The organism is Jutongia sp. (assembly GCF_057878315.1).
Map to the genome: position 1 here is coordinate 25,849 of NZ_DBLXSO010000021.1, position 24,853 is coordinate 50,701.

Sequence of the window (24,853 nt, forward strand, 5' to 3'; positions counted from 1 at the left end):
CTTTCTAATCTAATGCTTCATTTGAAACAATTCACTCATTTTATCTTTATTCATATCGCTGTAATAGCCATACTGTAATATCTCGTAATCCTCCAGAAGCTTCTTGACCGTATCGGTTTCATCACTGTCGTAATTATGCCATTTGCCCTCGGTATCCATATAACCATTGACGTTCATGGCCGGAATATCGGCAGAAAGCTTCTCAAGATACTGGTTATAGCGCGGCAGATCGATGCCTGCCTGTTTTAACAGCATATTTTCGAGATAGTTATTACTGATTACAGCATTCTGCTCTTCTTCAATATCGTAGTTTGCCCAGATAATAAACGGAACGGCATAACGCTTCTGGATATCCTCCAGGTCCCATTCGCTCTGAGGTTTGCCAAGCAGCTCTTCATAAAAGGCGGTCTCGATTGACGGAAAATGATCGCCGAACATACAGATGATCGTTGGCTCGGTCTGCTTGGAAAAATAATTGAGCAGATACTGGAATGCCTGATCGGAAACATGTGTTGCAGAGAGGTATTCTTTTGCCTCGGTATAATAAGAGCCCTCCACATATACAGGTGTTTTCCAGTTCGTATTCGTCAGATAACCGCCGTGATTCTGAATCGTCATATCGAACAGATAAAGCGGCTTATCACCCTTGTTCTCGTAAAGCTCAATGACTTTCTTGTAGCTTTCCTTATCGCTGATATAACGGACATACTCCGGCTTCTTAAAGTCATCGATCGTGATAAAATCATCAAACTTCATACTCTTATAGGTGGCAATACGGTTCCAGTTTGCACCACTGCTCGGGTGGACTGCTTTGCAGCTGTAGCCCTGCTCCTTCAGATAAGATGGCAGTGAGAAGGTGGAGTTATGCATAAACTGCTGATAAACGTTACAGCCACTCGGGAAGAATGCCATGGTGTTGCCGGTCATGGCTTCAAATTCGGAATTACTGGTGCCGGCACCAAAGACGGATACATAATCTCTTCCCTTAATCGTGTTCTTTGTGAGGCTGTGGATATAAGACAGAGGATCTCTGTTATAGCGCACATCTCCCACCAGAGAAAAATCTGCCAGACTCTCATTCATGATCAGGATAATGTTTGGCTTTTTGCCGTTCAGCGAAGTGTTTTTTGTGAAGGAGGCGTTGGTGGCCATCTTCTGTGTGGTTCCTTTGCCGTCAGTCAGAGGTACCGATGTGGTGGCTGTGGTATCTGATCCTGTGGTTGTCCGGGTAGAGTCGGCTTCCTTCAGAATATCGGAAACCTTGTCCTCGGAGTAACCGGATGGTGTCGATACGCGCAGATAATGCAAATTGATGAAATAATTCATATAAAATCCATTGGCCTTGCAGGAAGAAATCTTGTTCCATACATTATCCTGAATACCGCATGCCGGTAAAATGTTTGTATTGTATAATACAGCAATGATCGCGATGCCCGGTACAACCGTAGCGGAAAAGCGGATCAGTTTCTTTGGAATCGGGCGTTTTATTCCCTTCCTGCGTGTCCGGAAGATTAAGATACACCATATTGCAAATGCAGGAAGCACTACAAACTGTGCCGGTGTAAGCGAGAAGGTGTAGGTGGAAGCTACCTCTGTCGCTGTCGCTACACCAAGGATATCTGCCGGAAGAAACGGTGTTCCGCGGACATTCATAATGAACAGATTGGCAAGTCCGATCGGGAACAGCAAAAGATCCATCACCAGCATGGCAATGCCGACGTTACCGATCAATGCTGTAAACAACAATTCAACCGCGCCTAAAAGCAGCCATGTAAACAGCCATACATTCGGCAGAATCGTTAAGAACGTGCCGTTCATCATTTCCAGCATGGATGCCAGGAATAACGGATTAAAAATAATGATCAGTATTCGCGCTGTCAGTAAAACCTTCGGCTCACTCAGAACCCATTTGACAAAATTACGCGGTGACTTTCTCGTGGTACGCTTATGCTTTTTGCTGTGTTTAAGCTCCTTCTGACGCATCTTGTAGTATCGTGTGGAATACTCTGTCATACGCTCGAAGACAATCACAAACAGCACAAGGATCTCAAGTACAAAGACCACCATCGGGAAAAGCTGACGGTAGCTGTAGGAATATGAGATATTCATGGACTTGGCATGCGTCTGCATCTTCAACGTCGACATATAGGTATTCGGATCTGTCCGGTTGGTCGTATTGACGGTTGGAATCAGTGCATATGGTGTATTCTCGCTGCTGCAGGTCATACGGATACAGCATGTAACTCCTTTTGGAATGACAACGGCATGATCCATATTAACAACAAATTCTGCGTTCGGCGTGATATCCTTCACGTCAACATCCTCGCTGAATACAACGTCATTGTTGCCGTCCATCACCTGAATGTGAAGCGTATCTCCGACCTTGTTCTTTTTGAAGGAACCAAAGCTGATGGAGAATGAATTTAAAACGACTCTGCGGTCGAAACAGAACTTTTGGCGGATCACCTCTGTGTCCGGCAGAATACCGATCACGGCACTGTTACTGTTGCCTGCCTCTGTGGTTACCTGCTGCAGGGATACAAGCGATCCCACTAAAAAATACTGCAATGTAAAGATTGCGATCATTAATATGGCAAAAAAAGCCATTCGTTTTCGTGTCAATTTAAAATATTTCCGAAACATAGTTAAAATTATCCTTCTTCCGTATTTATAATTTCTCAATTATGAAAATATAGTCCATCTTTTATGATACTGTTTTCTTGTTATTATTGTCAATGATCATCCTTGTGATCCTGTGCTCCTGCAGATTTATAATTTCCATTGGCAATTTCACTGAATGCCTTTTGGTTTTTCTTTTTCTGAACATCTGCAGGCGTGCCGCCGGTCTTTAAGCCCTGATATATCTTCACGCCGAGTGCAAGGACAAGCGCTGCATAGACAAACAGAATGATCTCTGTCGGTAACAGCTTAAGAACACCCTTCTGATACAATGCAGCCGGTACATCCGTCAGAAAATGAAGTGCCACGGCAACCCAGTACATGTATTTCTTGCCGGCAACATAGACTGCCTGGAAAACAAGGATCGATAATGCGATCTGCACCATCATCGCAGAGATACGCTCGAGATCTGCCATATAGCAGGTCATCTTTGTTACCCCCTTGATATTGGTGATCAGCTGGTTTAACGCATCCACAGACTGTGAGCTGTCCTTGTAGGCAGAAAGCATCTTGTCCATGGAACCACTGTTAATAAGCTGTCCGTACGCATAATACTGAATATAAGTAACACCAAGCACAAGAACGCACTCAATACCGCCATGGCCGATACCATATGTGACAGCCGTCTCCTTATTCGGATGCTTTGTCAGTACAAAGCGGAATGCAAGATAACGTCCGGTCTCCTCAAAAAGTGCGGCAACGGTTGCCGCATAGATCACATATAAAACAACATTGCCGTTGATTGCTTTTGATACCGGGTTACTTGATAAAAGAAAAAGGGAATGCGGGATCATTTCCAGCATTCTGGAAAATGCAATAAATACCATAATACCAACCCAGAACGGAACGAGACTGCGCTTGGTATACATCTTCCATGCAACAATAAGTACGACAGGGATCGTAATTGCTAAAACTCCTGTCTGAAGCATGGCATTTAATATGTTTTGTTCAATCATTCTATTGTTCTCCTTAATACAAATTGATATGATTAAGTATGATATGCTTTAATCATTTATTTAGAGTAACACAAGGGGCTTTTTATTGCAAATCATATTGGGATCGTTTATGATTTTTTCAGTAATATTTAAGAAATGGAGTGACAGATTATGAAAAGCAGTGCAGAACTTAAGAAAGATATTTTGGCGATCGATCATCGTGGATATCCCGGTTATAAGGGACTTCGCGGCAGATATCAGTTTAAAGATCATGTATTGTCCATCGATCATGTGCAGGGAGATCCATTTGCGTCTCCATCTCATTTGTCGGTGCTTGTTGATGGACATAAGGCAGGTTTTCCGAAGGATTATTATCAGGATGATATTTCCAGGATTACGCTGCAGGATCATCTGACAAGATGCTTTGGAAAGGCACTGGCACCGTTTAGCTTTAAGGCAAAGGGCTCCGGTAAAAGCGGTCTTTTATCGGTATCGCACTGCGGACAGCAGGTGCTTGAGCGCACCGCCTGTGAGGTGTCGGCAGACGGCTCGGTGACGGTTCGGTTTGAGGCAGGCTTTCCGGCGAACGGGCGAAGTGTCAATGCAGGGGAGCTTGTTAAAATGTTGTTTCAGTTTGTGCCGGAGGCAGCGCAAATCGCATTGTTTTATAACAGACTTAACAAAAATGCATTGAAGGCAGCGATCGAGCTTGCCCGTGACCAGCAGTTTATCAGGGAGCATTTGAGTGAACAGGGACTGGCAGCATTTCTTGCAGACGGCTCGGTGCTTCCGAGAGAAAGCGGAATCTCTGACCGCCCGATGAAGGGTGCTGTGCCGTTTCAAAGTCCGGCAGCCTGTAAGGTAACCGTTACTCTCCCATATCACGGTCCGGTCACCGGTATGGGGATCAAGAAAGGCATTACGCTTTTTGTCGGCGGTGGTTATCATGGCAAATCGACGATTTTGCAGGCACTGGAGATGGGTGTTTATAACCATATCTCCGGAGACGGCAGAGAATATGTGATCACGGATCCGAGTGCATGGAAGCTTCGTGCAGAGGACGGACGAAGTATTTCCCATACGGACATCTCTCCGTTTATCAATCATCTGCCAAATAAAAAGGACACAGTTCATTTCTCCACGGAGGATGCCAGTGGAAGCACTTCGCAGGCGGCAAATCTGATGGAGGCTGTGGAAAGCGGCTCTAAGCTGCTTTTAATTGATGAGGATACCTCTGCCACGAATTTTATGATCCGCGATGAGCTGATGCAGAAGGTGATCTGCCGCGAGGAGGAACCGATCACGCCGTTTATCGAGCGGAGCCGCAGTATGTATGACGATCTTGGTGTCTCTTCCATTATCGTTGCCGGAAGCTCCGGCTCATTTTTTGGGATTGCAGATACGATCATTCAGATGAAGGAATATGTTCCGTATGATATTACAGAGCGTGCCAGAGAAGCGGCTGCCTCTTATCCGGCACTCAAACAGCAGGAGCACTTCCCTGTCTCAGACAATATGCGTGCACCGAAGGCAAATCAGGCATTAAAAAAAGATCCCCGTCTCAAAATGAAAACGATGGGGACCAATGAAATGCTGCTTGCAAAGGACGCAATCGAACTGCGCTATCTGGAACAGCTGATCGATCCGGAGCAGACAAATGCACTTGCTTATGCCCTGAAATATCTGGAATTGAACCGTATGAACGGATCAAGAACGGTTCCGCAGCTTCTGGATGATATCGAAGCGCTGACTGCCTCCAAAGGCTTAAGTGCTTTGTATGATAAAGAATATGTCCGTTCCGGTCTTGCCATGCCGCGTCGTCAGGAAATCGCAGCATGTCTGAACCGATATCGGAAATTATATTTTAATTAGTATTCTGTCCGTTTAATGGAACATCCTCCACGATGCGTCCCTTGTCAAGATTCGGCTGCAGAAAGTTTTCTTTGGCATATTCCCAGAGTGCCTTTGAACCCTTATCGGTATTGCGGTTGCGCCCAAGGATCTGGCTTAGCCGGATCCCGCGGTCAGCCCAGCTTTTGCCGTCTGTCGCATTATTTAACATCATCGGCTGCAGATTGTCCATGGTTCTTGCAAAGCGGGATTCCGGCGTGTTCTGGGCTTCAAATTCTTCCCAGATCTCGCGGAATTTCTTTCCCTGATCCGGTGGAAGTATCTGAAAGATCCGGTCGGCTGCGGCAAGCTCGCGCGCCTTTTGCGTTTTCTTGCCCTCCTCATCGTAAGCGTAGGTATCTCCTGCGTCGATCTCGACAAGATCGTGGATCAGAAGCATCGTGACAGTGCGCAGAACATCGATCTCTTCGTTAGCGTATTCACTCAAAAGAATTGTCATGATTGCCATATGCCACGCATGTTCTGCGTCGTTTTCCCTGCGGACGGCTCCGGTCAGATACGTCTGTCTGCCGATAAATTTCTCCTTGTCGATCTCCAGACAAAATGCCATCTGCTGCTCTAATCGTTCGTTATCCATAATGTTCCTCCGTTTCTGTGATTATCTATCTTTTGTCACAAATAGAATTGCTTTTTTCATGTTTGTAAGAAAGCTGACAGATACATAATGCTATCTGCCAGCTTTTCATTTTCTTATCCAAGAAGTCCTGTACTAAAATAACGTTCCATGCGGTCGGCAAGAACCGTAGCAATCACCTTGTCTTTGCCATATTTTTCAGCCATTCTCTCACATGCCCAGATATTGGCTCCGGAAGATGTGCCGCATAAAAGTCCCTGTACACGGGCAAGCTGTCTCGTCCGTGCAATCGCATCCTCATCGGATACCTCCACCACATCATCGATCAGCGAGGTATCAAGAACAGCCGGAATAAATCCGTCGCCGATGCCCTGGATCTGATGGATGCCCGGTTTGTCACCGTGCAAGGCGGAAACGTTTTTGGGCTCTACCGCAATGACCTTAACCTCCGGATTATGATCCTTCAGGTAACGACCGATGCCTTGAAGCGTTCCGGCACTTCCGAGTCCTGCCACAAAAATGTCGACCTTGCCGTTTAACTCTTCATAGATCTCAGGTGCCGTCGTCTGATAATGAATGTCCGGGTTTGCCGGATTTTCAAACTGCTGTGGCATAAAGCCTCTATCACCAAGCTCCTGTAAAAGCTCCTGTGCTCTGGCAACAGACCCGCCAATGCTCTCCTTTGCCGGGGTGAGCACAAGCTTAGCGCCGAGACTCTGTATGATCTTTTTGCGCTCCTCACTCATATTCTCCGGCATGACAATGATGACTTCATAGCCCTTCCGCACACCGACTAAGGAAAGACCAATCCCGGTGTTGCCGGAGGTTGGTTCCACGATCGTCATTCCCGGCTTTAAAAAACCGTCCTTTTCTGCCTGCTCGACCATGTTTTTGGCAACACGGTCCTTGATGCTGCCGCCGGGATTTAAAAATTCTGCCTTGGCATAAATATTACAGCCGGTGGACTCCTTTAAGCTGATCATCGGTGTGTTACCGATGCAGTCAATAATGTTATAAATCATACTATTCCTCTTTTCCGGGCAATGTCCATTTTATTTATAAATATGCATTGTATGCTGAAAATCAACCAATGATCTCGGACAGATTACGCTGAATGCCGGCTGCGACCTCCGGATCATTCATTGTATAAACATGAATATGCTTTACGCCATTGGCGATCAGATCAATGATCTGGTCCGTTGCGTAAGCGATACCGGCCTGTTTCATCTTCGCCGGTTCATCCCCGAACCAGTCTACAATCGATTTAAAACGTGCCGGCACACAGCTGCCGGAAAGCTGGATGCTTCGTGCAACCTGATTCTTCTTGGTGATCGGCATGATACCTGCAATGATCGGTACCATGACCCCCGCTTCGCGAAGACGATACAGATAATTATAAAAAATGGAGTTGTCAAAAAACATCTGTGTCGTCAGAAATTCACAACCGGCATCTACCTTTTCCTTAATATGGAGAATATCCTTTGCCTTGGAGTTTGCTTCCGGATGCCCCTCCGGATAACATGCGCCGCCGATGCACATTTCCGGTGCGATACGTTTGATCTCACGAACCAACTCAGCAGCGTAATGAAACTGTCCCGGCAATGGAAACTCTGTCTCCTTTGGAATGTCACCGCGCAGAGCCAGAATATTTTCAATGCCTGCTTCCCTCATCAGCGTGATCTGCTTTTCGACCGTTTCTTTTGTCGAAGAAAGACAGGTCAGATGCGCCAGAGAATTAACACCGTAGGCATCCTTGATATCCTTGGCGATCTGGATCGTATACTTGCTGGTACCGCCACCGGCTGCACCATATGTAACGCTCATAAAATGCGGCTTAAGTGCAGCGATATCGCGCACTGCTTCATTAACCTTCTCGGCTGCTGTCGTTGTCTTCGGCGGAAATACCTCCATGGATAATGTTACTTTATCGGATTTTAATACCTCTGTAATCTTCATTTTATTCCTCATTTCTGCACACATTTTCTGTATATATATGTTTGTGTCCGGTGTGTGCGAAGGACACGGATAAGGCACTCCTAAGAATACCATAAACCGAAAAAAATCTCAAACCAAAATAAGATTTTACGTTACGAGCATTTTCCTATATCATAAAACAATCCCAGGCCGGCGATATATCTCAGACCTGGGATATCAACATTAACAAATCAAACTATGCAGTGTATTGTTTCAGGCTTTCCTCCTCGGAAAGAGCTGCCTCAGCACATGCGTCGTACTTTTTCATGACACCGACGCCGATTGCATATGGACCGGTATGAACACAGATTGTTGCACCGATCTGGACAAGATGTGACGGCTCAGTAACGCCAAACGACTGAAGCTCTTCATCGAGGAGCTTCTTAAACTGCTTTCCCTCTTCCTCATCATAGCCAAAGCCCAAGGAATAAATATAATTCTTCGGATCATCGTTGTTCTCCTCAAAATACTGCTTTAATAATTCGAGAATCTTTGCCATGGACTTCTTACGGCTGCGTGCCACACCGGAGGAATCAATCGATCCGTCCTTTAATGTGATCATTGGCTTTAAACGCAGCATGGAACCGGCCATACCGGCAAGTTTGCCGATCCTGCCGCCGTGCTGCAGATATGTTAAGTCTCCCACGGTAAAGAAAATGCGCCCGCGGTCCATCATCTCTCCGGTCAGTACGGCTACGGTCTTCTCATAGGAGTAACCTGCATCCCGCATCTTTGCTGCCTCGATTGCATAAATTCCCTGTGTAACCGTTGCTTCCAGAGAATTGATCACGGTAATTTTCGCCTCCGGGTAATCTTCAAGCACGATCTCCTTTGCATTGGCCGCGGCATTGTAGGAACCGCTTAAGGTACTGGTGATCGTCATGCAGATAACGGCTCTGCCTTCTTTGACATGTGGCAGAAACGCATCGACAAAATTCTGAACGGACGGCAGAGACGTTTTCGGATATACATCCGGCTCTGTCACCATGCGCTCATAGACATCGCGGATACCGATCTCATCAATCTCCTTCTGATAGTTCTCGCCGTCGAAGGATACATAAAACGGGACCACCTGAATATTATATTTCTCTCTTAACTCCATTGTCAGATCACAGGATCCGTCGCTGATAATCTGGAATTGCATAATCATTCCTCACTCTTTCCAAAAGGTTTTTGTTTCTTTACGACACAGTTTACATGTTCTATTCCACATAGTATCAATAACTACATTCTAACATATACAAAACCCCTGTCAATAGTATTTACAAATTAATCATGGAAAATTCCAGAAATATTAAGAATTGGATATGCTTATAAAATCTTGCTCCCGTTGGCGGTCAGGCGGAAGCGTGCACCGAGAATATCAGCAGCTTTCCGACACATCTGCATCCGTCCGAGGAAAATGTCAAAATATTCGTACATGGTACAGATGTTTTCATCAATCTGCAGGTTCAGGGAAATCTGTTTCTTGGGAAGACTGATCTTGAAATGAGACTCTGTCACGGCAAAATTAACACGGTCGTGCATATCGTAGTTGGCACGCTCCTTGTCGCGGACGCGGTTTCTGCGGACGTCAGTTTTATCGGCGAGAATCAGTGCTGCGGATAATGCATCGAAAGCACTGCCGGTTGATTCATCGTGGCTTGCGATCGCGGACATGATCTGAATGCGGTCTTCCAGGGAAATATCCGTTTTCTTCATCCACTCATTGGCAAGCAGTGCTCCATATTCCGCATGGTGGCTCCGGTTGACGCAATTGCCGATATCGTGCATAAAGCCGGCGATCTTTGCCAGCTCGATCGTATGCTCCGGATATTCAAATTTCTTCAGGATCATTCCTGCCCGTTCAGCGACCAGAATACAATGCTTTTCGGAATGATCGGTATAACCCATGACACCTAACTTTTCATTGCCGCGGGCGATATATTCTCTTAATTCTCTGTCTTTTTTGATTTCTTTATATTTCATTGGATTTATCACCGTTCTCTCTGATTTGTTATAACCGCGTGATCGCGTCCATGGCAAGCACGGAGCGTTCGCACTCTTCTGCCGATAAGGTAAGCTGACAGCAGTAAGGACTGCCCTTCATGTACTTTGCTGCGTAGCTGAGTCCGTTTGTTTTCTCATCCAGAAACGGCTTATCGATCTGCATCGGATCGCCCAGCAGGATGATCTTTGTCCCCTTGCCGGCGCGGGTGATGATGCCCTTTACCTGATTGGGTGTCATATTCTGTGCCTCATCGATAATCAGATAAGTACCGACGATCGAACGACCACGGATAAAATTCAGTGCTTCGGTCTGGATGATCCCACGTTCAAAGATTTCCTGGATCTTATCCCGAAGTGCTTCTTCGTCCTCGTAGCGGTTCTCCTCATCGGAATCCAGGATCTGCTCCAGATTATCAATGATCGGACGCATCAGCGGCGCAATCTTTTCTTTCTCTCCGCCCGGAAGGAAGCCGATGTCATCATCAAATTGTGCATTCGGACGGCACACAATGATGCGCCGGTATTCTCCCGACGGATTGTTGTACACCTTTTCCATGCCGACGGCAAGCGAATAGAAGGTTTTGGCGGTTCCGGCCATGCCCTTGATGATCACAAGAGGGATTTCCTTTGCCGGAAGCATCAGTGCCTCCTGCATAAAATACTGTCCCAGATTCTGTGGCTTTACCCCATAGGGCTTTGTCTTCTTATAGCGTAAAGGTACGACCTTCTGACCGGTCACCCTGCCAAGTAATGTCTTGCCGGAGGACTGATCTGGAGTAAGGATCAGAAATTCGTTTTCGGCCGCTTTGACCGGACTTGTTTTTCCATTTTCATCTGATATATAAAGAACGTCTAACGGGGCTCCGTGCTTTTTGAAGAGCTTTACCTGATCTTCTGGAATGTATGCCTGTGACCTGCCAGGATACCTATTGTCATCCTCTGAGATCTGTTCCGTGGTAAAGTCCTCTGCGCGCAGTCCAAGGATCTGTGCCTTCAGACGAAGCACAATATCCTTTGTCACAAGAACGATCTGCTGACCGCGCTTTCGCTGCTGAAAAAGCCCTAGGCAGACCTTTAGGATACGGTTATCAGCTTTGTCCTCCGGGAGATCCGGAGGAAGTTCTATGTCCTTAAAGTTTTTTTCAACGCGGAGGGTACCGCCCTGCTCCAGCTTTACACCCTTTAAGAGATCTCCTTTGTTACGGTAGCTTTCCAGAACACGGACAGCACTTCTTGCATTGGAGCCATTCTCACCTTCGTTTTTCTTCAGACCATCCAACTCCTCTACCACAACAAGCGGCAGGATCAGATTATTATCCTCAAAGCAGTGAAGGGCGTCCGGATTTTGTATCAGCACGTTGGTGTCGATTACATATGTTTTTTTCAAGTATCATTTCCCTCTTTCGTTTGATTTATTTTCATATATCTTAAACGCTCCGTGTAAAATCTGCTATCGTGATACGGTAAAGGGAATGTAAAACTTAGTGCATATTCTCCCGAAGCAGCCGTACAAGCTGAATCAGGATGGTTGGAAGTGCGGAAAGCAAAAGGATCAGGCCGTATGCCGTTATGTTCAGCTTTGCCACCGAGAAGATACCGTGCATGCCAGGAACAAGCAGGACAATTCCAAGCAGGAAAACGCCTGCGGCAAATGCCCAGAGACTGTAGTGGTTTCTTCGAAAACCGATCCGCACGATCGAATGATGGCTGCGGCAATTAAAGCCATGGAACAGACGCGCCAGAGACAATGTAGAAAATGCCATAGTCATTGCGGTCATATGATCGGTACGGTATCCGTAATGGTAAGCGATCATAGTTGCGATTGCGATCAGAATACCCTGTCCCAAAATCTGGACACAGAAGGTCCGCGTTAAAATTCCTTCCTTCTGGTCACGCGGCTTTCTTTTTAATAGATCCTTCTCCGGTGGTTCCATGCCGATCGCCAGAGCCGGAAGCGAATCGGTCAATAGATTGATAAACAGAAGATGTACCGGCTCGAACGGAATCGAAAGCCCTGCCAGAGAGGTGTAGAGCACGGCAAGGATTCCGGCCATATTGCCGGACAGAAGAAATCCGATCGCATTTTTGATATTGCGGTAAACATTGCGTCCGTTTGCAACGGCTTTAATGATCGTGGCAAAATTATCGTCCCCGAGAATCATCGAAGCGGCATCCTTGGCAACCTCGGTGCCGGTGATTCCCATGGCAACGCCGATATCTGCTTTTTTAAGTGCCGGAGCATCGTTGACACCATCTCCGGTCATGGAAACAATCTTTCCCTTTTGCTGCCATGCATCAACGATCCGGATCTTATTTTCCGGGGAAACGCGCGCATAAACAGAGATCTGTTCGATCTTATCCGCAAGCTCTTTATCATCCATATGGTCTAATTCCATTCCGGTAACGGCAAGATCTCCCTCTTTAAAAATACCGATCTGTCTGGCAATGGCTGTGGCAGTAATACGGTGATCGCCTGTGATCATGACAGTGCGGATACCTGCGGAATCAGCGTCCTTTACCGCTTTAACGGACTCCTCTCTCGGAGGATCGATCATTGCGGCAAGACCGAGAAAGATCAGATCACGCTCTGTTTCCTGTGTCAGTGCGGTATCATCGGGAAGTTCGCGGCAGGCAAATGCCAGAACACGAAGTCCCTGCATTGAAAAGGACTGATTAATCTCAAAAAGCTTCTCAGCCTCTGTATGATCAAAGGGAACCACGCCGTGTGAAGTGGCAACCTTTACGATGCGGTCCGTCATGGTATCTAAAGCACCTTTTACAAAGACAAGGTTTTGATCCTCTACAAGATAGCGGCTGCTCATCCGTTTACGATCGGAATCAAACGGGATTTCCTCCAGTCTTGTATATTGACGGCGCAGCTCCGGATAGTCGTGGCGAACCTGATCGGACATTTCAAGAAGTGCATATTCGGTCGGGTCACCAATCCCCTGTCCGTCAATAATATCGGAATCATTATTTAAAACAGCATTGAGAAGAAGCAGCTTGTGAACCGGATTTTCTTTGGAAAGCTCCGATGGAGCATATACATTCTGATCTGCGAAAAGCTGGCGCACCGTCATCTTATTCTGTGTCAGTGTGCCGGTTTTATCTGAACAGATCACAGATACACAGCCAAGGCTTTCTACGGCTTTTAAATCCTTGATGATCGCATTTTCCCTTGCCATTTTCTGTGTTCCCATCGCCTGAACGATCGTGACGATCGAGCCGAGTGCTTCAGGGATCGCCGCAACAGCAAGCGCAACAGCAAATAACAGTGAATCTAACAGCCCGCTTCCACGGTACAGGCTCAGTCCGAAAACAAAGACACAGATCACCATGATCGCCATGGCAAGCTTTCCGCTGAAGCGGTCTAAACTGACCTGCAGAGGTGTTTTGCGTTCGCCGGTGTCATTCATGAGACGGGCAATCTTTCCCATCTCGGTGTCCATACCGGTTTCGGTGACAATGACCTCTGCTCTTCCGTAGGTGACAAGACTGCCGGAATAGACCATATTAATCCGGTCCCCGAGAGCAGCCTCACCGGTTAAAACAGTTTCTTCCTTATCAATATTGGTGGATTCTCCGGTTAAAGAGCTCTCATTGACCTGCAGGGAATAATTGTTCAGGATACGTCCGTCTGCGACCACAAGATCGCCGGCTTCCAGTAAAAGAATATCACCCGGAACAATATTCTGGGCGTCAAGCTCTGTTTTAATGCCGTCCCGGAGCACTTTGGCAGACGGGGACGAAAGCTTTTTCAGACTGTTTAAGGATTTGCGGGCTTTGCTGTACTGTACGGTTCCCAGCACTGCGTTCAGGATCAGAACGACGATAATAACCGCCGTGCTTTCCGGATTACCGGATATCGCCGATACGACCGCTGCAATGATCAGAATAATGACAAGCAGATCGGCAAACTGTTCGCCAAAAACGCGGAGCAGACTTTTTTGTTTCGCACAGTCTAACGTATTTAGACCGTGTTCCCGCAGCCTGTTATCCGCTTCACTTCCGGCGAGTCCCTCCATGTTCGTCTCCACTTCGGAAAGAACCTGCGACGTTGTCTGTTGATACCAGTTTTTCATACCTTTTTACCTCTCCCTTTCTGATAAAATTTTGTAAAATAAAATGAGACTTTTCATGCAGAATAAGATCCATTAAATGATCTGACTCTGCATGAAAAGTCTCATAACCGAACAAATATTAAGCGGTATGCATCACCAGGCGCGTGCGCCGAGATTGTTGACGATGCATTTAAATTACTCCCCTTACATGCGTGTTTATTAAATTAAAATCAGTATAACGGGCGTATCAGGATATGTCAAGACGTTTTTGTTCAACAGACATGTACAAAATCCCGACAATATCTGCAAGAATCCATCCGATCGGAATCGAGATCCAGATTCCGGTCACGCCGATAAAGCTTGAGAACAGGTATGCCAAAGCAACACGAAGCAAGGCGGATACGGTCTTTGTTGCCGGCACCGTAATTCTGTGCCACAAAGGTGGAGAATGCATTGCCAAAATCCTGCACCGGCAGGTACGCAAACGTGTCGATCTTAACGGCAGCTGCAAAGGCTGCCAGGATCAGCACAAAGGCATGAAAGACTGCCGCTTTCAGAGCTTCCTTCACCTGTCATCATATAGTAAATGTCCCCTGCAACCGCGCATTCCTCCTGCACTCTTCTAAATATAAATAAAACAGAGATGCCGGTTATACAAAGTAAATGAAATTACTCCGCACTCTTCCCAGAACAAGGAACAATTCTATTATAATACACTTTATCCAAAAATCAATGATTGAGATTTCATGGTAAGAAACGTATAATAAGAAGCAGCAAAATACAAGGCATACAGAAAGGCAGGAGTACTATGAATATGGAGAGGAAATATCAAATTGACACTGCGCAGAATAGCGACTTTTTAAAAAAGGCACGAAATGAGCTTCTGTCCTTTGGGCACAAGTTTCCTTCTTCGAAGGGAAGTTCTTATTATCTCGGCGATGACGGAACCCCATGGAAAACACGAAACCGTGAAACATGGATCACAAGCCGCATGGCGCATGTATATTGTCTCGGAAGTTTTCTTTCACATCCGGGCAGTAAAGATCTTGCATCCGCTGCGATCAAAGGACTTTGCGGGGAACTGCACGATGACAAAAACGGTGGCTGGTATGCGGGACTTACTGCAGATGGCTCCATTCTTCCAAACAAGCAGTGCTATGCACATGCGTTTGTTATTCTTGCTGCATCCTCCGGTGTGCTTGCAGGAATCGATCAGGCAGATGCACTTCTTCAGGATGCATTGGCTATTTATGATAAATACTTCTGGAATGAAACAGAGGGACTTTCCTGTGATACATGGAATACAGAATTTACAAAGCTTGATGATTACCGTGGATTAAATGCCAATATGCATACGGTGGAAGCATTTCTTTCGGCTGCGGACGTCACCGGCGATGAGAAATACCGTATGCGTGCCGGACGCATCATTGATCATGTGATCGGCTGGGCTGATGAGAATGACTGGCGTATTCCGGAGCATTTTACGTCTTCCTGGGAGGCAGATTTAGAATGCAACAAGGACCATCTGGACGATCCATTTAAGCCGTACGGTGCGACACCGGGACATGGTATCGAGTGGGCAAGACTGATCTCGCAGTGGGCACTGTCCACTTTTTCGGACAGCACTACAGAGGCTGCCAGCTATCTGACTGCCGCAAAGAAGTTATACCGCCGTGCCGTAACAGATGCCTGGAATGTTGACGGTGCGCCGGGACTTGTCTATACCACAGACTGGAATGGAAAGCCTGTGGTGCATGACCGGATGCACTGGACTCTTGCTGAAGCGATCAACACCTCTTCTGTCCTCTGGCATGTAACCGGCGAAGCAGAATATGCCGAGGATTACAGCATGTTTCTTCAGTATCTCGATGAGATTGTCTGGGATCATAAGACAGGCTCATGGTTTCACCAGCTTGATCGTGATAACAAGCTGCTTGACACGGTATGGCCGGGGAAATCCGATCTTTACCATGCGGTGCAGGCAACACTGATCCCTTTATACCACCCGAAGCTTTCGATCGCTCCGGCTGTAAAGAAGCATAAGCTGATCGGATAAAGATAAGTAACAGATCTTTGAACACTACATTACGAGCATTTTCCTATACCGGAACAAAAACTCGCTTAGACCGTAAGGCTTAAGCGAGTTTAAAAATTATATTCATAATGCGGTAAGCAAATAACTTATATTATCAGGAATTCGATTCCCAGTATGGCTTCTGATCCTTATGTGAAAATCCCTTGAGTGTCTGCTTGTAGCCCACCAGTTTATCGGCATACTCCTTCTGTGATTTCGGCTTTAAACTTCCCTGTGCCGTCAGGTCGCACATCTTCTGTTCAAACCGGGCAAGTGCCTCCTGGGCGGCGTCCTTATAATTGTTCGCAAGATTGGAATCAATCTCCTGCATCAGCACTTCGAGTTCTTTATTCTTCCCAAGATGAGTCAAAAAATCAAACATTCTCATTCCTCCTGTTACAGCAGGGCACGGATCTGCACCTGTTCCTCATCAGTAAAATCAAGATGCTTCAGACATGCTGTGTTTGTCCTGATCTGCGCCGGACTGCTTGCACCGGCAAGCACTGTTGTGACTGCTTTATTGGATAGACACCATGACAATGCCATTTCAGACAACGTCTGCTCTCTGCTTTTTGCAATCTGATTGAGTGCATTTAAGCGGGTAAGCATCGCATCGTCAAGCTGGTTACCAAGCCATGTATTGCCCTTACCGATCCTGGAATCAGCCGGAATCCCGTTTAAATACCGGTCTGTTAAAAAGCCCTGGGATAATGGGGAGAATACCGCAAGTCCAATCCCGCTTTCGTAAGCATATTCATCCAGCCCATCCTCTTCGATCCAACGGTTCAGCATTGAATAAGACGGCTGATTGATAATAAACGGTGTTTTAAGTTCTGTTAAGAGTTCCTGCATCCGCTTTGTCTGCTCTTTATTGTAATTGGAGACGCCGACATACAGTGCCTTACCCTGACGCACGATCTGGTCAAGGGCACAGGCAGTCTCCTCCATGGGCGTATCCGGATCATACACATGATGATAAAAGATATCGACATAATCTAATTTCATCCGTTTCAGGCTTTGATCCAGCGAAGCAATCAGATATTTGCGGGAACCGTTACGGTCGCCGTAAGGTCCATCCCACATCTCATAGCCTGCTTTTGTGGAGATGCACATTTCATCACGAAACGGACGCATCCCACGGTCAAGGATCCTGCCGAAATTCTCCTCGGCACTGCCGTTGTATGGATTGCCATAATTATTGGCGAGATCGAAATGTGTGATACCAAGATCAAATGCCGTATGTACCATCTCTTCCATATTCGCAAAATCAGACCAGTACCCAAAATTCTGCCAGAAGCCCAGTGAGATCTTCGGCAGTTTCAAACCACTTTTACCACAGCGGCTATAGATCATATTGTCGTAACGCTTGTCATTTGGTGTATACATATGTGTGCCCCCATTTATTCATTATTGTCTTTTACTTTGCCTGATAGCTTTTGACGAATGCAGATACCAGCTTTGCACAGTGCTTTGCCGCCTGCTTTTCAAAAGTCGGATAGTCCATCTGTGCGGAATGATCTGCCTTGTCGGAAATTGCGCGAATGATCACAAACGGCAGTTTGTTCAGATAAGCTGCCTGTGCGATGGCAGCACCCTCCATCTCTGCACAGTCGCCGTGGAAATCCCGGATCAGATGCTCTCTGACAGACTGCTCTGCGATAAACTGATCACCGCTTACCACAAGTCCTTCCATCACGTTGATATCCGGATTAACATTTTTACAGCAGGCGATGGCATCATTCTTCATTTGCGTATCTGCCGGGAAGGAAAGCGTATCAACCCCCGGAATCTGTCCCGGTGCATATCCAAGAGGCTCAACGTTCATATCATGCTGCAGGGCTGCATTTGAGATAAGAATATCTCCAATGTCAAGTCCGGCATTTAAGCCACCGGCTACACCGGTGTTGATCACATGGCTTACCTGATAAACATCATTTAAGATCTGCACGCACATGGCGGCATTGACCTTTCCGACACCGCACCGGACAACAACGACCGGCACTTTATCAAGCAGTCCGTCATAAAATTCCATACCGGCCACGTTCTTGCACACAACCTGTGTCAGCTCCTGCTTTAATGTGGCAACCTCAAGCTCCATTGCTCCAATAATTCCTATTTTCAATGCTCTACCTCTTTTCTTTATGTCTCATTACTGTGGATATACCAGTCTGCTCTCGTCAATGTGATACAGGACTTCGTCCAGATACTTCTTTGCCAGATAATTTGCCATGCCAAGATTCATATCCAGATAATTGCCGCAGTCCTTTGGACTTGCGCCCGGTACTTCATCGTGAAAATCACGGATAAATTCAAACATCTCGATCATTAACGGCACGATATCCCCGGATTCGTAGTTGCCAGCCAGCAAGAGATAAAAGCCGGTGCGGCAGCCCATCGGTCCGAAATAGATCGTCTTGCTGCCGTAATTCGTATGATTCCTCAAAAATGTTGCTGCAAGATGTTCGATCGTATGCATCTCTGCCGTGTTCATGACCGGCTCCTCATTCGGGGAAGTCATACGCAGATCGAAGGTTGTGATCGTCTGATCGCCGACCGGATCCTTTCTGGAAACATAAACCCCGGGCTGCAGCTTAATGTGGTCAATGGTAAAACTTGTGATTTTTTCCATGATAATATTGATTCCTCCGTTATATTGTTGTGATCAGGTCTCCGCAGAGCCTGTCTGTTACGATATCCTTGCATCTTTCCCTGTGTGCGGCGTGAAGCGGATGATCCCGGAATGCATTTAGTGCATCTGTATCTTCTAGTTCCGCATAAAATACCAGATCGTATCCACCGGCAAGATTTGTTCCAATCTCTGCCTTTAAAAGTCCGTCAATGTGTCCGTTCATGGTTGCAACAGAATCCTGCAGAAACTGTAATGCTTCTGCTTCTCTGTGCTGCTTCTTGACGGTATCGGTATAGTTCCAGAACAGAATATGTCTTATCATAATATAAAACCTGCCTTTCCGTGTCAATCCTTTTGCATGAGATCTGTAATAACAAACCAATAATCCCATCAAAAGAACATACAAATTGATTATACACCATCTGATGAGAATAGGTAACTAAAACTGATCGAAATATATCATCGGACAGTATTGGTTTCCGCCATTCGTTCATAGGTATATTCGAATGCTTGCTGACCGGTTCTCGGATAGATCCGCTTCCCCGGCTCTCCGGTTCTTTTCATTCCAAGCTTAATCATCACTTTTTCAGACGGGATGTTTTTGCAGTCACAGTGCGCGGTAAGCTTTGTGGCATGCAGCTTTTCAAAGCCGTATTCGGTAAGCATCTGCGCTGCCCCTGTGGCAATCCCCTGATTGCGCCGGTCAGGACGTAAAAGCCATCCGATCTCAAAAACGTCCGGTTCTTCTAATGTCTCCAGATCAATGAGACCAACGATCTGATCCGACCGGATGATGACAAATATACGGTCCTTCGGAACCGGATAATGCCATTGTCTTGCTGCCCAGTCAACAAAGGTTCTGGCTTCTTCATAATCTCTCTTCGGAAAATCCAGCATCATCGTGATCCCCGGATCGGTCACGATCGATTCGATGGCACTGATATCTGATTGTTCCACCGGGCGAAGCATAAGCTCACCCCGGTATATGTTCTGATCGTGATATATGTTCTTCATACATCTCCTTATATCTGTGATAAATGATCTTATAGATAAGCGATTTATTCCCCTGCTTTTACTGCGGTGATCAAAGAGCAAACTGCTCTCTTACCGTATCGAGTGATCAGAAATCAAAGGTCAGCGGATCAAAGCTTGTTCGTTTCCCCTGATTCATCTGATCCAGAGTTTTCATATCTTCTGCAGTCAATTTAAAATCAAAGACAGCGATATTTTCACGCAGTCTGTCCGGATTCTTGGACTTTGGAATCGGAATAATACCCTGTTCGATATTCCAGCGAAGCAGGATCTGTGCCGGCGTTTTCTGATAGCGTCCTGCCATTTCTGCCAGTGTATCGTTAAATTTGCCACGCTGCAACGGAGCCCATGCCATAATCCGGATATCATGCGTCTTACAGTAATCGGTAAGCTCTGTGTCGTGCATCAGCGGACTGTTCTCAATCTGATTGATCATTGGAGAAATCTGGCAGTGTGCCAGAAGAAATTCGAGCTGGCTGATTTCAAAATTGCAGACACCAATGCTGTGCACGAGTCCCTGTTGATAAGCCTCCTCCATGGCATGCCAGGTGCTTAACATTCTCTCTTTATTCTGCCCTGGCCAATGGATCAGAAAGGAATCCAGATATGTTGTCTGCAGCTTATCCAGTGTCTCATGAAGACTTTTCATGGTCTCCTGATACCATTGATTGCCGTTATCCACCTTGCTTACCAGAAAAACTTCTGAACGTGGAATTCCATTGGCAATCAATGCATCTCCCAGAGCCTTTTCATTACCATACATCTGTGCAGTATCGAAAAGCCGGTAACCGGCATCGTATGCAGCCTTGATAGCGTTATTCATCTCGTCTCCGGCGTTCATTTTATAGACACCGAGACCAATCACCGGCATCTTAATCCCATTACTTAATGATATCATTGTGACATCTCCCTTCGTTTTCTCTTCTACATTGATATGACTGGCAACGATCTCATGCGCACGTTTGCAGTCGACACGGCTAAACTCAAAGCGGTATGGAACGTTATCTTTGGGTGTGGATACCATCAGCACCTGCGAAAGCTCTCCGTTTGCCGGCTGCTGCCATGCAAAGTCGAACTTCTCCCAGCGAAGAACGGCGACACTCGTCATCACGCCTTCCGCGGTCAGATAACTGTACCGGTCATGAAATATCATGGTGACATACGACACAATGTCAAGAATAAAGACCACATAGACACCGATATAAATTCCGAGGGTCCATACGTCATCAAGTAACATGATAAACCGGAATACCCGTGCGATCAGGTACCAGAAAAACATCAGAAAGACTACATGAAAAATGTACTGCTTCAAATTATATAAAAGCGTCTTTGCGATGATTGCGTCCGGGTCTTTCCTGGCTTTATTCATGGCTCTAAGTCCCGGTATAATCCCCTTGATCCATACCTTCAGATGTGCAACCATCTCATAGACTACGCCGACCGTAAGCAACAAATTCCAAAATAACGACATAAAAACCGCCTTTCTCCCATAGTGTAGACCATACATGCTTATTCTCTGTTATTGTAACACGTTTGACGCATTTTTTCATCATTGGACATGAACATTATCTATACAACATAAAATAACGGATAAACAATTTTGTTTATCCGTCATCGTTTTAACACGCCGCGTCCGGTTCTTCTATGATCTTTGTTTTCTTCTCTTCTTCTGTCTCATTCCGAAAGATCGTCCGGAAGATCAGACGAACAAATGGTCCGCAATAAAACATCTGATAACAGATTGCCATCGGAAAATTCATTGCCCATGTCTGAATCCATGTTCCGAAGGTCTTCGTCTCCTTAAACAGGATTGTCGCAACAAGACTCATGATCGGACACATGATACAGCAGATGCAGATAGAAATTGCATATGTGATAAACTGTGGTCGGTCATCCGGCTTCATAACGGTAAATGCCAGCCCTCTTGCAATTCGTCCAACAACGAAAAATTCTAAGATAAATGCGACAGGCACCATGACCGGCAGCTCATGAACTGCGGCAAGAAATGTCGCTCCTGTAACCTTGCCCATATTAAGAGCTACATTGTAGACAACCATTCCGTACACCATAACAGTGGCCATGATTGCAGTGAACACAACATCCTGAAACTTGTTTTTTGGCATAAAAAATCCTCCTTGATGATAACTTTTCGATGTGTTGTTCGTTATCATCCCGGAGGATTGTGCGTTTCCAATTTCGACCATATTTTATTAACTTGTGGATTATAACATGATCTTTTCGAAATTGCAATAGCAAAATTTATTCTCGTTGGTATATGTCGGCGGATAATTTACATATAAAGAAACAATTGCTATACTTGATAATACAGAATAAATTGATATAAGGGTGATTTATCATGAAACGAATTGATTTTGAAAAAGGAACCGTTACCGGAAATATACTTGGCGCAGCTCTGCCAATGCTGGTGGCGCAGATTCTTAATTTATTGTATAACATTGTGGATCGAATCTATATTGCAAGAATACCGGAAACAGGAACCAAAGCACTTGGCGCTGTGGGACTTTGTTTCCCTTTGATCACGATCATTACTGCTTTTGCCAATCTGTTTGGCGGCGGAGGTGCCCCCCTTTTCTCAATATACCGTGGTCAGAAGGAGGAGTCCAAAGCCGTCCGGATCATGAACACATCATTTACAATGCTTTGCCTCGGTGCGGTTATTCTGATGTGCTTCGGCCTGTTTCTGGCACGTCCTCTTCTGGTGCTGTTTGGTGCCTCCGCAGATGCACTGTCCTACGCTTATCCATACATGATGATCTATCTGATCGGCACACTTCCCTCCATGATCGCTGTCGGAATGAATCCGTTTATCAATGCGCAGGGATATGCGTTGATCGGTATGTCATCCGTGGCAATCGGTGCTGTCGCCAATTTAGTGCTTGATCCGTTGTTTATTTTTGTGTTTGGCTTGGGTGTGGAGGGGGCCGCAATCGCAACTGTGATCTCACAGTTTTTATCCGCCGCATTTGTCTATCATTTTCTGACACGGAGGGCTGAATTTAAGGTACGCCTTCTGCGAAAAGGGGAGCTTCGCGGCTGTCTTGGTTATGCCAAAAATATTATCAGCCTTGGCACGGCAGGATTTATCATGCAGCTTACCAACAGTCTTGTGTCCATCTGCTGCAATCATGTTTTGTCTATTACGGGTGGTGATATTTACATCTCGGTTATGACAATCGTATCAAGTGTACGTCAGCTTGTGGGAACACCAATCTATGCGATCAATGAGGGGGCTTCGCCGATCTTAAGTTACAATTACGGAGCAAAACGCCCGTCCCGTGTCCGCAAGTCCGGTATTGTCATGGGTACGATGATCCTTGGCTATACGGCAGTTATGTGGGGGCTTATCATTCTTGCTCCGGGTACGCTGATCCGGGTGTTTAGCTCAGACCACGCTCTTGTTCAGGACTCCATCTCTGCACTCAAGCAGTATTTCGCCGCATTTATTTTTATGGATCTGCAGTATATGGGACAGACCGTTTTCAAATCTCTGAACAAAAAGAAGCAGGCGATATTTTTCTCCCTGCTTCGTAAAGTAATTATTGTAGTACCGTTAACATATCTGATGCCGTTTGCCTTTCATATGGGAACTTCCGGCGTCTTTCTGGCAGAGCCGGTGTCCAATATCATTGGCGGAGGCATGTGTTTTATCACTATGCTTTGCATTGTTTTGCCGGAGCTGAAACGAATGGAGCAGACATCGTGATCATTATAGGATCATTCTCCGGGACTGCTTGAAATAACCTTTCCGGTATTCCAGAGCATTACCGTTCTTTTCGCGGCGTCAAGCCTCTCTTCTTCCGAATGAAAATCAATGGTTACAGAGTGGCATCCGCATTCCAGACACATCACATAATAACCACAGCCGCATTCCTCTTCCAACAGTGCGCCGCCATCGCATAACGGACAATCATTGATGTCTAACATTTCTTCAATATTCATAAGCGTTCCTCTTCTATTCTTTAAATTTATCTTGATCCAGCATGTGGATCAAGAAAATCGTTCTCTCAATAATATAGAGCAAAACAGCACTAAAAGTCAACTTGATATCAGAAAATGGCTAACAGCATTTTAAACCGGCTTCTTTGCAGGCATTATAAAAAGCAGCAAGACCGGTTTCCTCAAAATCCAGATGTGCCTCGTATTCCTGCTGTGTCGTTTCAAATTCCAGACTACCTTTGCCCCGGCATTTGATGGTCATACGGTAGCATCCCTTTTCGGTATGCGTCCGGTCGATCACCATGATCTTGCGTACCTCTGTGATATCGTGATATCGCACCACATGCTGCCTGCGATTGACATTGAGTCTGATCGCATCACTATCGAACTGAAGCTTTAGCTGCATCACGCCCTTTGTGCGTTTCTCGCGAAGTGCATAATACACACATACGATCAGTAATGCGATAACAAACGCGCCTTCCGGCATATATTCTTCTACATAACAATTGTAGATTCCAAAGATGTGGTCGATCAGACAGTATGCCAGAAATTCCACTGCATAACACCCCATAAAAAGAAATGCTGCATGTAAGCCCCAGCGTTTTGTAGATAACGCACTGTCATTTATGGTGATTTGGTATGATTGATTCATTGTGGTCTCCTCTTTTGATATAATATTACAATTTATATTTACTGATATGATTCCAATTTTCAGGTAATCCCATTGTCTGAAGAAAAGTCTTTTGACTTATATTTTCTGTATTTTTAATATACTGCTTAATAATTAGATTGAATGATTTTTTAAACTGTGAAAAATCCTCTGTAGAAAGTAACATTCGAAAGGCAATTACAACAGAAAATAAATCATTTTTTCCACATGTATATTGGGTACCTTTCTGTGGCAATTTCATTTTCTTATGTATTTCTGTATTAGGAATATCAAATCTGCTTTTGTACGAAAATAATCTTTCGTTATGAGCACAAACATTTCTATACAAAGTCAGCACTTTCATATATTGAATCAGTTCTTTTTTTTTT

The 24,853-nt window shown here is 45.7% G+C and carries 22 protein-coding genes and 2 pseudogenes; 3 read left to right on the plus strand and 21 right to left on the minus strand.

Annotation, left to right across the window (positions count from 1 at the left end):
• Window positions 1-9: 9 nt before the first annotated feature.
• Together ACZLMD_RS06780 and ACZLMD_RS06785 are read right to left on the minus strand one after the other, a co-directional pair.
• Window positions 10-2,643, minus strand: coding sequence for an LTA synthase family protein (locus ACZLMD_RS06780; RefSeq protein WP_484109175.1), 2,634 nt, complete (start codon window positions 2,641-2,643; stop codon window positions 10-12).
• A gap of 89 nt (window positions 2,644-2,732) precedes the next feature.
• Window positions 2,733-3,635 (minus strand): YhfC family intramembrane metalloprotease, encoded by a 903-nt coding sequence (locus tag ACZLMD_RS06785; protein ID WP_022305925.1) that lies wholly within the window; start codon window positions 3,633-3,635, stop codon window positions 2,733-2,735.
• Window positions 3,636-3,785: 150 nt separating this feature from the next.
• On the opposite strand from ACZLMD_RS06785, the gene ACZLMD_RS06790 reads away from it, so the two are divergent.
• Complete coding sequence (locus ACZLMD_RS06790) at window positions 3,786-5,486, plus strand: ABC-ATPase domain-containing protein (RefSeq protein WP_489495395.1); 1,701 nt, start codon at window positions 3,786-3,788, stop codon at window positions 5,484-5,486.
• Here the strand turns inward: ACZLMD_RS06790 and ACZLMD_RS06795 are convergent.
• The 8 genes and pseudogenes from ACZLMD_RS06795 to ACZLMD_RS06830 form a co-directional block, all read right to left on the minus strand.
• Window positions 5,479-6,102, minus strand: coding sequence for an HD domain-containing protein (locus ACZLMD_RS06795; protein ID WP_118560308.1), 624 nt, complete (start codon window positions 6,100-6,102; stop codon window positions 5,479-5,481). The genes ACZLMD_RS06790 and ACZLMD_RS06795 overlap by 8 nt on opposite strands.
• A gap of 113 nt (window positions 6,103-6,215) precedes the next feature.
• The gene (cysK, locus tag ACZLMD_RS06800; protein WP_022305928.1) at window positions 6,216-7,121 is read right to left on the minus strand and encodes a cysteine synthase A; all 906 of its coding nucleotides are present in this window, start codon (window positions 7,119-7,121) and stop codon (window positions 6,216-6,218) included.
• Between the two features lie 61 nt (window positions 7,122-7,182).
• On the minus strand, window positions 7,183-8,055 hold the full coding sequence (gene metF / locus ACZLMD_RS06805; RefSeq protein WP_484107582.1) for a methylenetetrahydrofolate reductase [NAD(P)H]: 873 nt from the start codon (window positions 8,053-8,055) through the stop codon (window positions 7,183-7,185).
• 214 nt (window positions 8,056-8,269) lie between these two features.
• Window positions 8,270-9,217: a DegV family protein gene (locus ACZLMD_RS06810; RefSeq protein ID WP_484107583.1), complete on the minus strand. Its 948-nt coding sequence runs from the start codon at window positions 9,215-9,217 to the stop codon at window positions 8,270-8,272.
• Between the two features lie 167 nt (window positions 9,218-9,384).
• Window positions 9,385-10,041, minus strand: coding sequence for an HD domain-containing protein (locus ACZLMD_RS06815; protein ID WP_484107584.1), 657 nt, complete (start codon window positions 10,039-10,041; stop codon window positions 9,385-9,387).
• A 28-nt stretch (window positions 10,042-10,069) separates the two neighbouring features.
• Window positions 10,070-11,449, minus strand: a complete 1,380-nt coding sequence (locus tag ACZLMD_RS06820) for a PhoH family protein (RefSeq protein ID WP_484107585.1) — start codon at window positions 11,447-11,449, stop codon at window positions 10,070-10,072.
• A gap of 94 nt (window positions 11,450-11,543) precedes the next feature.
• On the minus strand, window positions 11,544-14,144 hold the full coding sequence (locus tag ACZLMD_RS06825; protein ID WP_484107586.1) for a cation-translocating P-type ATPase: 2,601 nt from the start codon (window positions 14,142-14,144) through the stop codon (window positions 11,544-11,546).
• 226 nt (window positions 14,145-14,370) lie between these two features.
• Window positions 14,371-14,650 (minus strand): annotated as a pseudogene (locus tag ACZLMD_RS06830) (MATE family efflux transporter); the annotation flags it as partial.
• A gap of 281 nt (window positions 14,651-14,931) precedes the next feature.
• Here ACZLMD_RS06830 and ACZLMD_RS06835 point away from each other — a divergent pair.
• Window positions 14,932-16,179, plus strand: coding sequence for an AGE family epimerase/isomerase (locus ACZLMD_RS06835; protein ID WP_489495396.1), 1,248 nt, complete (start codon window positions 14,932-14,934; stop codon window positions 16,177-16,179).
• 133 nt (window positions 16,180-16,312) lie between these two features.
• On the opposite strand, the gene ACZLMD_RS06840 is transcribed toward ACZLMD_RS06835, so the two are convergent.
• The 8 genes from ACZLMD_RS06840 to ACZLMD_RS06875 form a co-directional block, all read right to left on the minus strand.
• A complete protein-coding gene (locus ACZLMD_RS06840) occupies window positions 16,313-16,579 on the minus strand; it encodes a hypothetical protein (RefSeq protein ID WP_484107588.1) in 267 nt (88 codons plus the stop codon).
• Between the two features lie 14 nt (window positions 16,580-16,593).
• Complete coding sequence (locus ACZLMD_RS06845) at window positions 16,594-17,583, minus strand: aldo/keto reductase (protein ID WP_484107589.1); 990 nt, start codon at window positions 17,581-17,583, stop codon at window positions 16,594-16,596.
• A 31-nt stretch (window positions 17,584-17,614) separates the two neighbouring features.
• Window positions 17,615-18,319: a 5'-methylthioadenosine/adenosylhomocysteine nucleosidase gene (locus tag ACZLMD_RS06850; RefSeq protein WP_482522804.1), complete on the minus strand. Its 705-nt coding sequence runs from the start codon at window positions 18,317-18,319 to the stop codon at window positions 17,615-17,617.
• Window positions 18,320-18,346: 27 nt separating this feature from the next.
• Window positions 18,347-18,826 carry an S-ribosylhomocysteine lyase gene (locus tag ACZLMD_RS06855; RefSeq protein WP_484107591.1) on the minus strand — a complete coding sequence of 160 codons (480 nt, stop codon included), beginning with the start codon at window positions 18,824-18,826 and terminating at the stop codon, window positions 18,347-18,349.
• 19 nt (window positions 18,827-18,845) lie between these two features.
• Window positions 18,846-19,148, minus strand: a complete 303-nt coding sequence (locus ACZLMD_RS06860) for a Dabb family protein (RefSeq protein ID WP_022306809.1) — start codon at window positions 19,146-19,148, stop codon at window positions 18,846-18,848.
• 137 nt (window positions 19,149-19,285) lie between these two features.
• Complete coding sequence (locus ACZLMD_RS06865) at window positions 19,286-19,840, minus strand: GNAT family N-acetyltransferase (RefSeq protein ID WP_022306808.1); 555 nt, start codon at window positions 19,838-19,840, stop codon at window positions 19,286-19,288.
• 106 nt (window positions 19,841-19,946) lie between these two features.
• Window positions 19,947-21,329, minus strand: a complete 1,383-nt coding sequence (locus ACZLMD_RS06870) for an aldo/keto reductase (protein ID WP_484107592.1) — start codon at window positions 21,327-21,329, stop codon at window positions 19,947-19,949.
• Between the two features lie 148 nt (window positions 21,330-21,477).
• Entirely contained in the window at window positions 21,478-21,981 is a 504-nt protein-coding gene (locus ACZLMD_RS06875; protein WP_022306806.1) for a DUF2798 domain-containing protein, read from the minus strand.
• 233 nt (window positions 21,982-22,214) lie between these two features.
• On the opposite strand from ACZLMD_RS06875, the gene ACZLMD_RS06880 reads away from it, so the two are divergent.
• Window positions 22,215-23,582, plus strand: a complete 1,368-nt coding sequence (locus tag ACZLMD_RS06880; protein ID WP_489495397.1) for an MATE family efflux transporter — start codon at window positions 22,215-22,217, stop codon at window positions 23,580-23,582.
• An 11-nt stretch (window positions 23,583-23,593) separates the two neighbouring features.
• Here ACZLMD_RS06880 and ACZLMD_RS06885 read toward each other — a convergent pair whose 3' ends face one another.
• The 3 genes and pseudogenes from ACZLMD_RS06885 to ACZLMD_RS06895 form a co-directional block, all read right to left on the minus strand.
• Window positions 23,594-23,818, minus strand: a complete 225-nt coding sequence (locus ACZLMD_RS06885) for a Lar family restriction alleviation protein (RefSeq protein ID WP_022306804.1) — start codon at window positions 23,816-23,818, stop codon at window positions 23,594-23,596.
• Window positions 23,819-23,936: 118 nt separating this feature from the next.
• A complete protein-coding gene (locus tag ACZLMD_RS06890; protein ID WP_482522679.1) occupies window positions 23,937-24,467 on the minus strand; it encodes a hypothetical protein in 531 nt (176 codons plus the stop codon).
• 25 nt (window positions 24,468-24,492) lie between these two features.
• A pseudogene (locus ACZLMD_RS06895) lies at window positions 24,493-24,853 on the minus strand (Abi family protein); the annotation flags it as partial.

Bases quoted from the DNA above. Each gene is read 5' to 3' on its own strand.
- ACZLMD_RS06780 (WP_484109175.1), bottom strand. From the start codon at position 2,643: ATGTTTCGGAAATATTTTAAATTGACACGAAAACGAATGGCTTTTTTT.
- ACZLMD_RS06785 (WP_022305925.1), bottom strand. From the start codon at position 3,635: ATGATTGAACAAAACATATTAAATGCCATGCTTCAGACAGGAGTTTTA.
- ACZLMD_RS06790 (WP_489495395.1), top strand. From the start codon at position 3,786: ATGAAAAGCAGTGCAGAACTTAAGAAAGATATTTTGGCGATCGATCAT.
- ACZLMD_RS06795 (WP_118560308.1), bottom strand. From the start codon at position 6,102: ATGGATAACGAACGATTAGAGCAGCAGATGGCATTTTGTCTGGAGATC.
- cysK (WP_022305928.1), bottom strand. From the start codon at position 7,121: ATGATTTATAACATTATTGACTGCATCGGTAACACACCGATGATCAGC.
- metF (WP_484107582.1), bottom strand. From the start codon at position 8,055: ATGAAGATTACAGAGGTATTAAAATCCGATAAAGTAACATTATCCATG.
- ACZLMD_RS06810 (WP_484107583.1), bottom strand. From the start codon at position 9,217: ATGCAATTCCAGATTATCAGCGACGGATCCTGTGATCTGACAATGGAG.
- ACZLMD_RS06815 (WP_484107584.1), bottom strand. From the start codon at position 10,041: ATGAAATATAAAGAAATCAAAAAAGACAGAGAATTAAGAGAATATATC.
- ACZLMD_RS06825 (WP_484107586.1), bottom strand. From the start codon at position 14,144: ATGAAAAACTGGTATCAACAGACAACGTCGCAGGTTCTTTCCGAAGTG.
- ACZLMD_RS06835 (WP_489495396.1), top strand. From the start codon at position 14,932: ATGAATATGGAGAGGAAATATCAAATTGACACTGCGCAGAATAGCGAC.
- ACZLMD_RS06840 (WP_484107588.1), bottom strand. From the start codon at position 16,579: ATGTTTGATTTTTTGACTCATCTTGGGAAGAATAAAGAACTCGAAGTG.
- ACZLMD_RS06845 (WP_484107589.1), bottom strand. From the start codon at position 17,583: ATGTATACACCAAATGACAAGCGTTACGACAATATGATCTATAGCCGC.
- ACZLMD_RS06855 (WP_484107591.1), bottom strand. From the start codon at position 18,826: ATGGAAAAAATCACAAGTTTTACCATTGACCACATTAAGCTGCAGCCC.
- ACZLMD_RS06860 (WP_022306809.1), bottom strand. From the start codon at position 19,148: ATGATAAGACATATTCTGTTCTGGAACTATACCGATACCGTCAAGAAG.
- ACZLMD_RS06865 (WP_022306808.1), bottom strand. From the start codon at position 19,840: ATGAAGAACATATATCACGATCAGAACATATACCGGGGTGAGCTTATG.
- ACZLMD_RS06870 (WP_484107592.1), bottom strand. From the start codon at position 21,329: ATGTCGTTATTTTGGAATTTGTTGCTTACGGTCGGCGTAGTCTATGAG.
- ACZLMD_RS06875 (WP_022306806.1), bottom strand. From the start codon at position 21,981: ATGCCAAAAAACAAGTTTCAGGATGTTGTGTTCACTGCAATCATGGCC.
- ACZLMD_RS06880 (WP_489495397.1), top strand. From the start codon at position 22,215: ATGAAACGAATTGATTTTGAAAAAGGAACCGTTACCGGAAATATACTT.
- ACZLMD_RS06885 (WP_022306804.1), bottom strand. From the start codon at position 23,818: ATGAATATTGAAGAAATGTTAGACATCAATGATTGTCCGTTATGCGAT.
- ACZLMD_RS06890 (WP_482522679.1), bottom strand. From the start codon at position 24,467: ATGAATCAATCATACCAAATCACCATAAATGACAGTGCGTTATCTACA.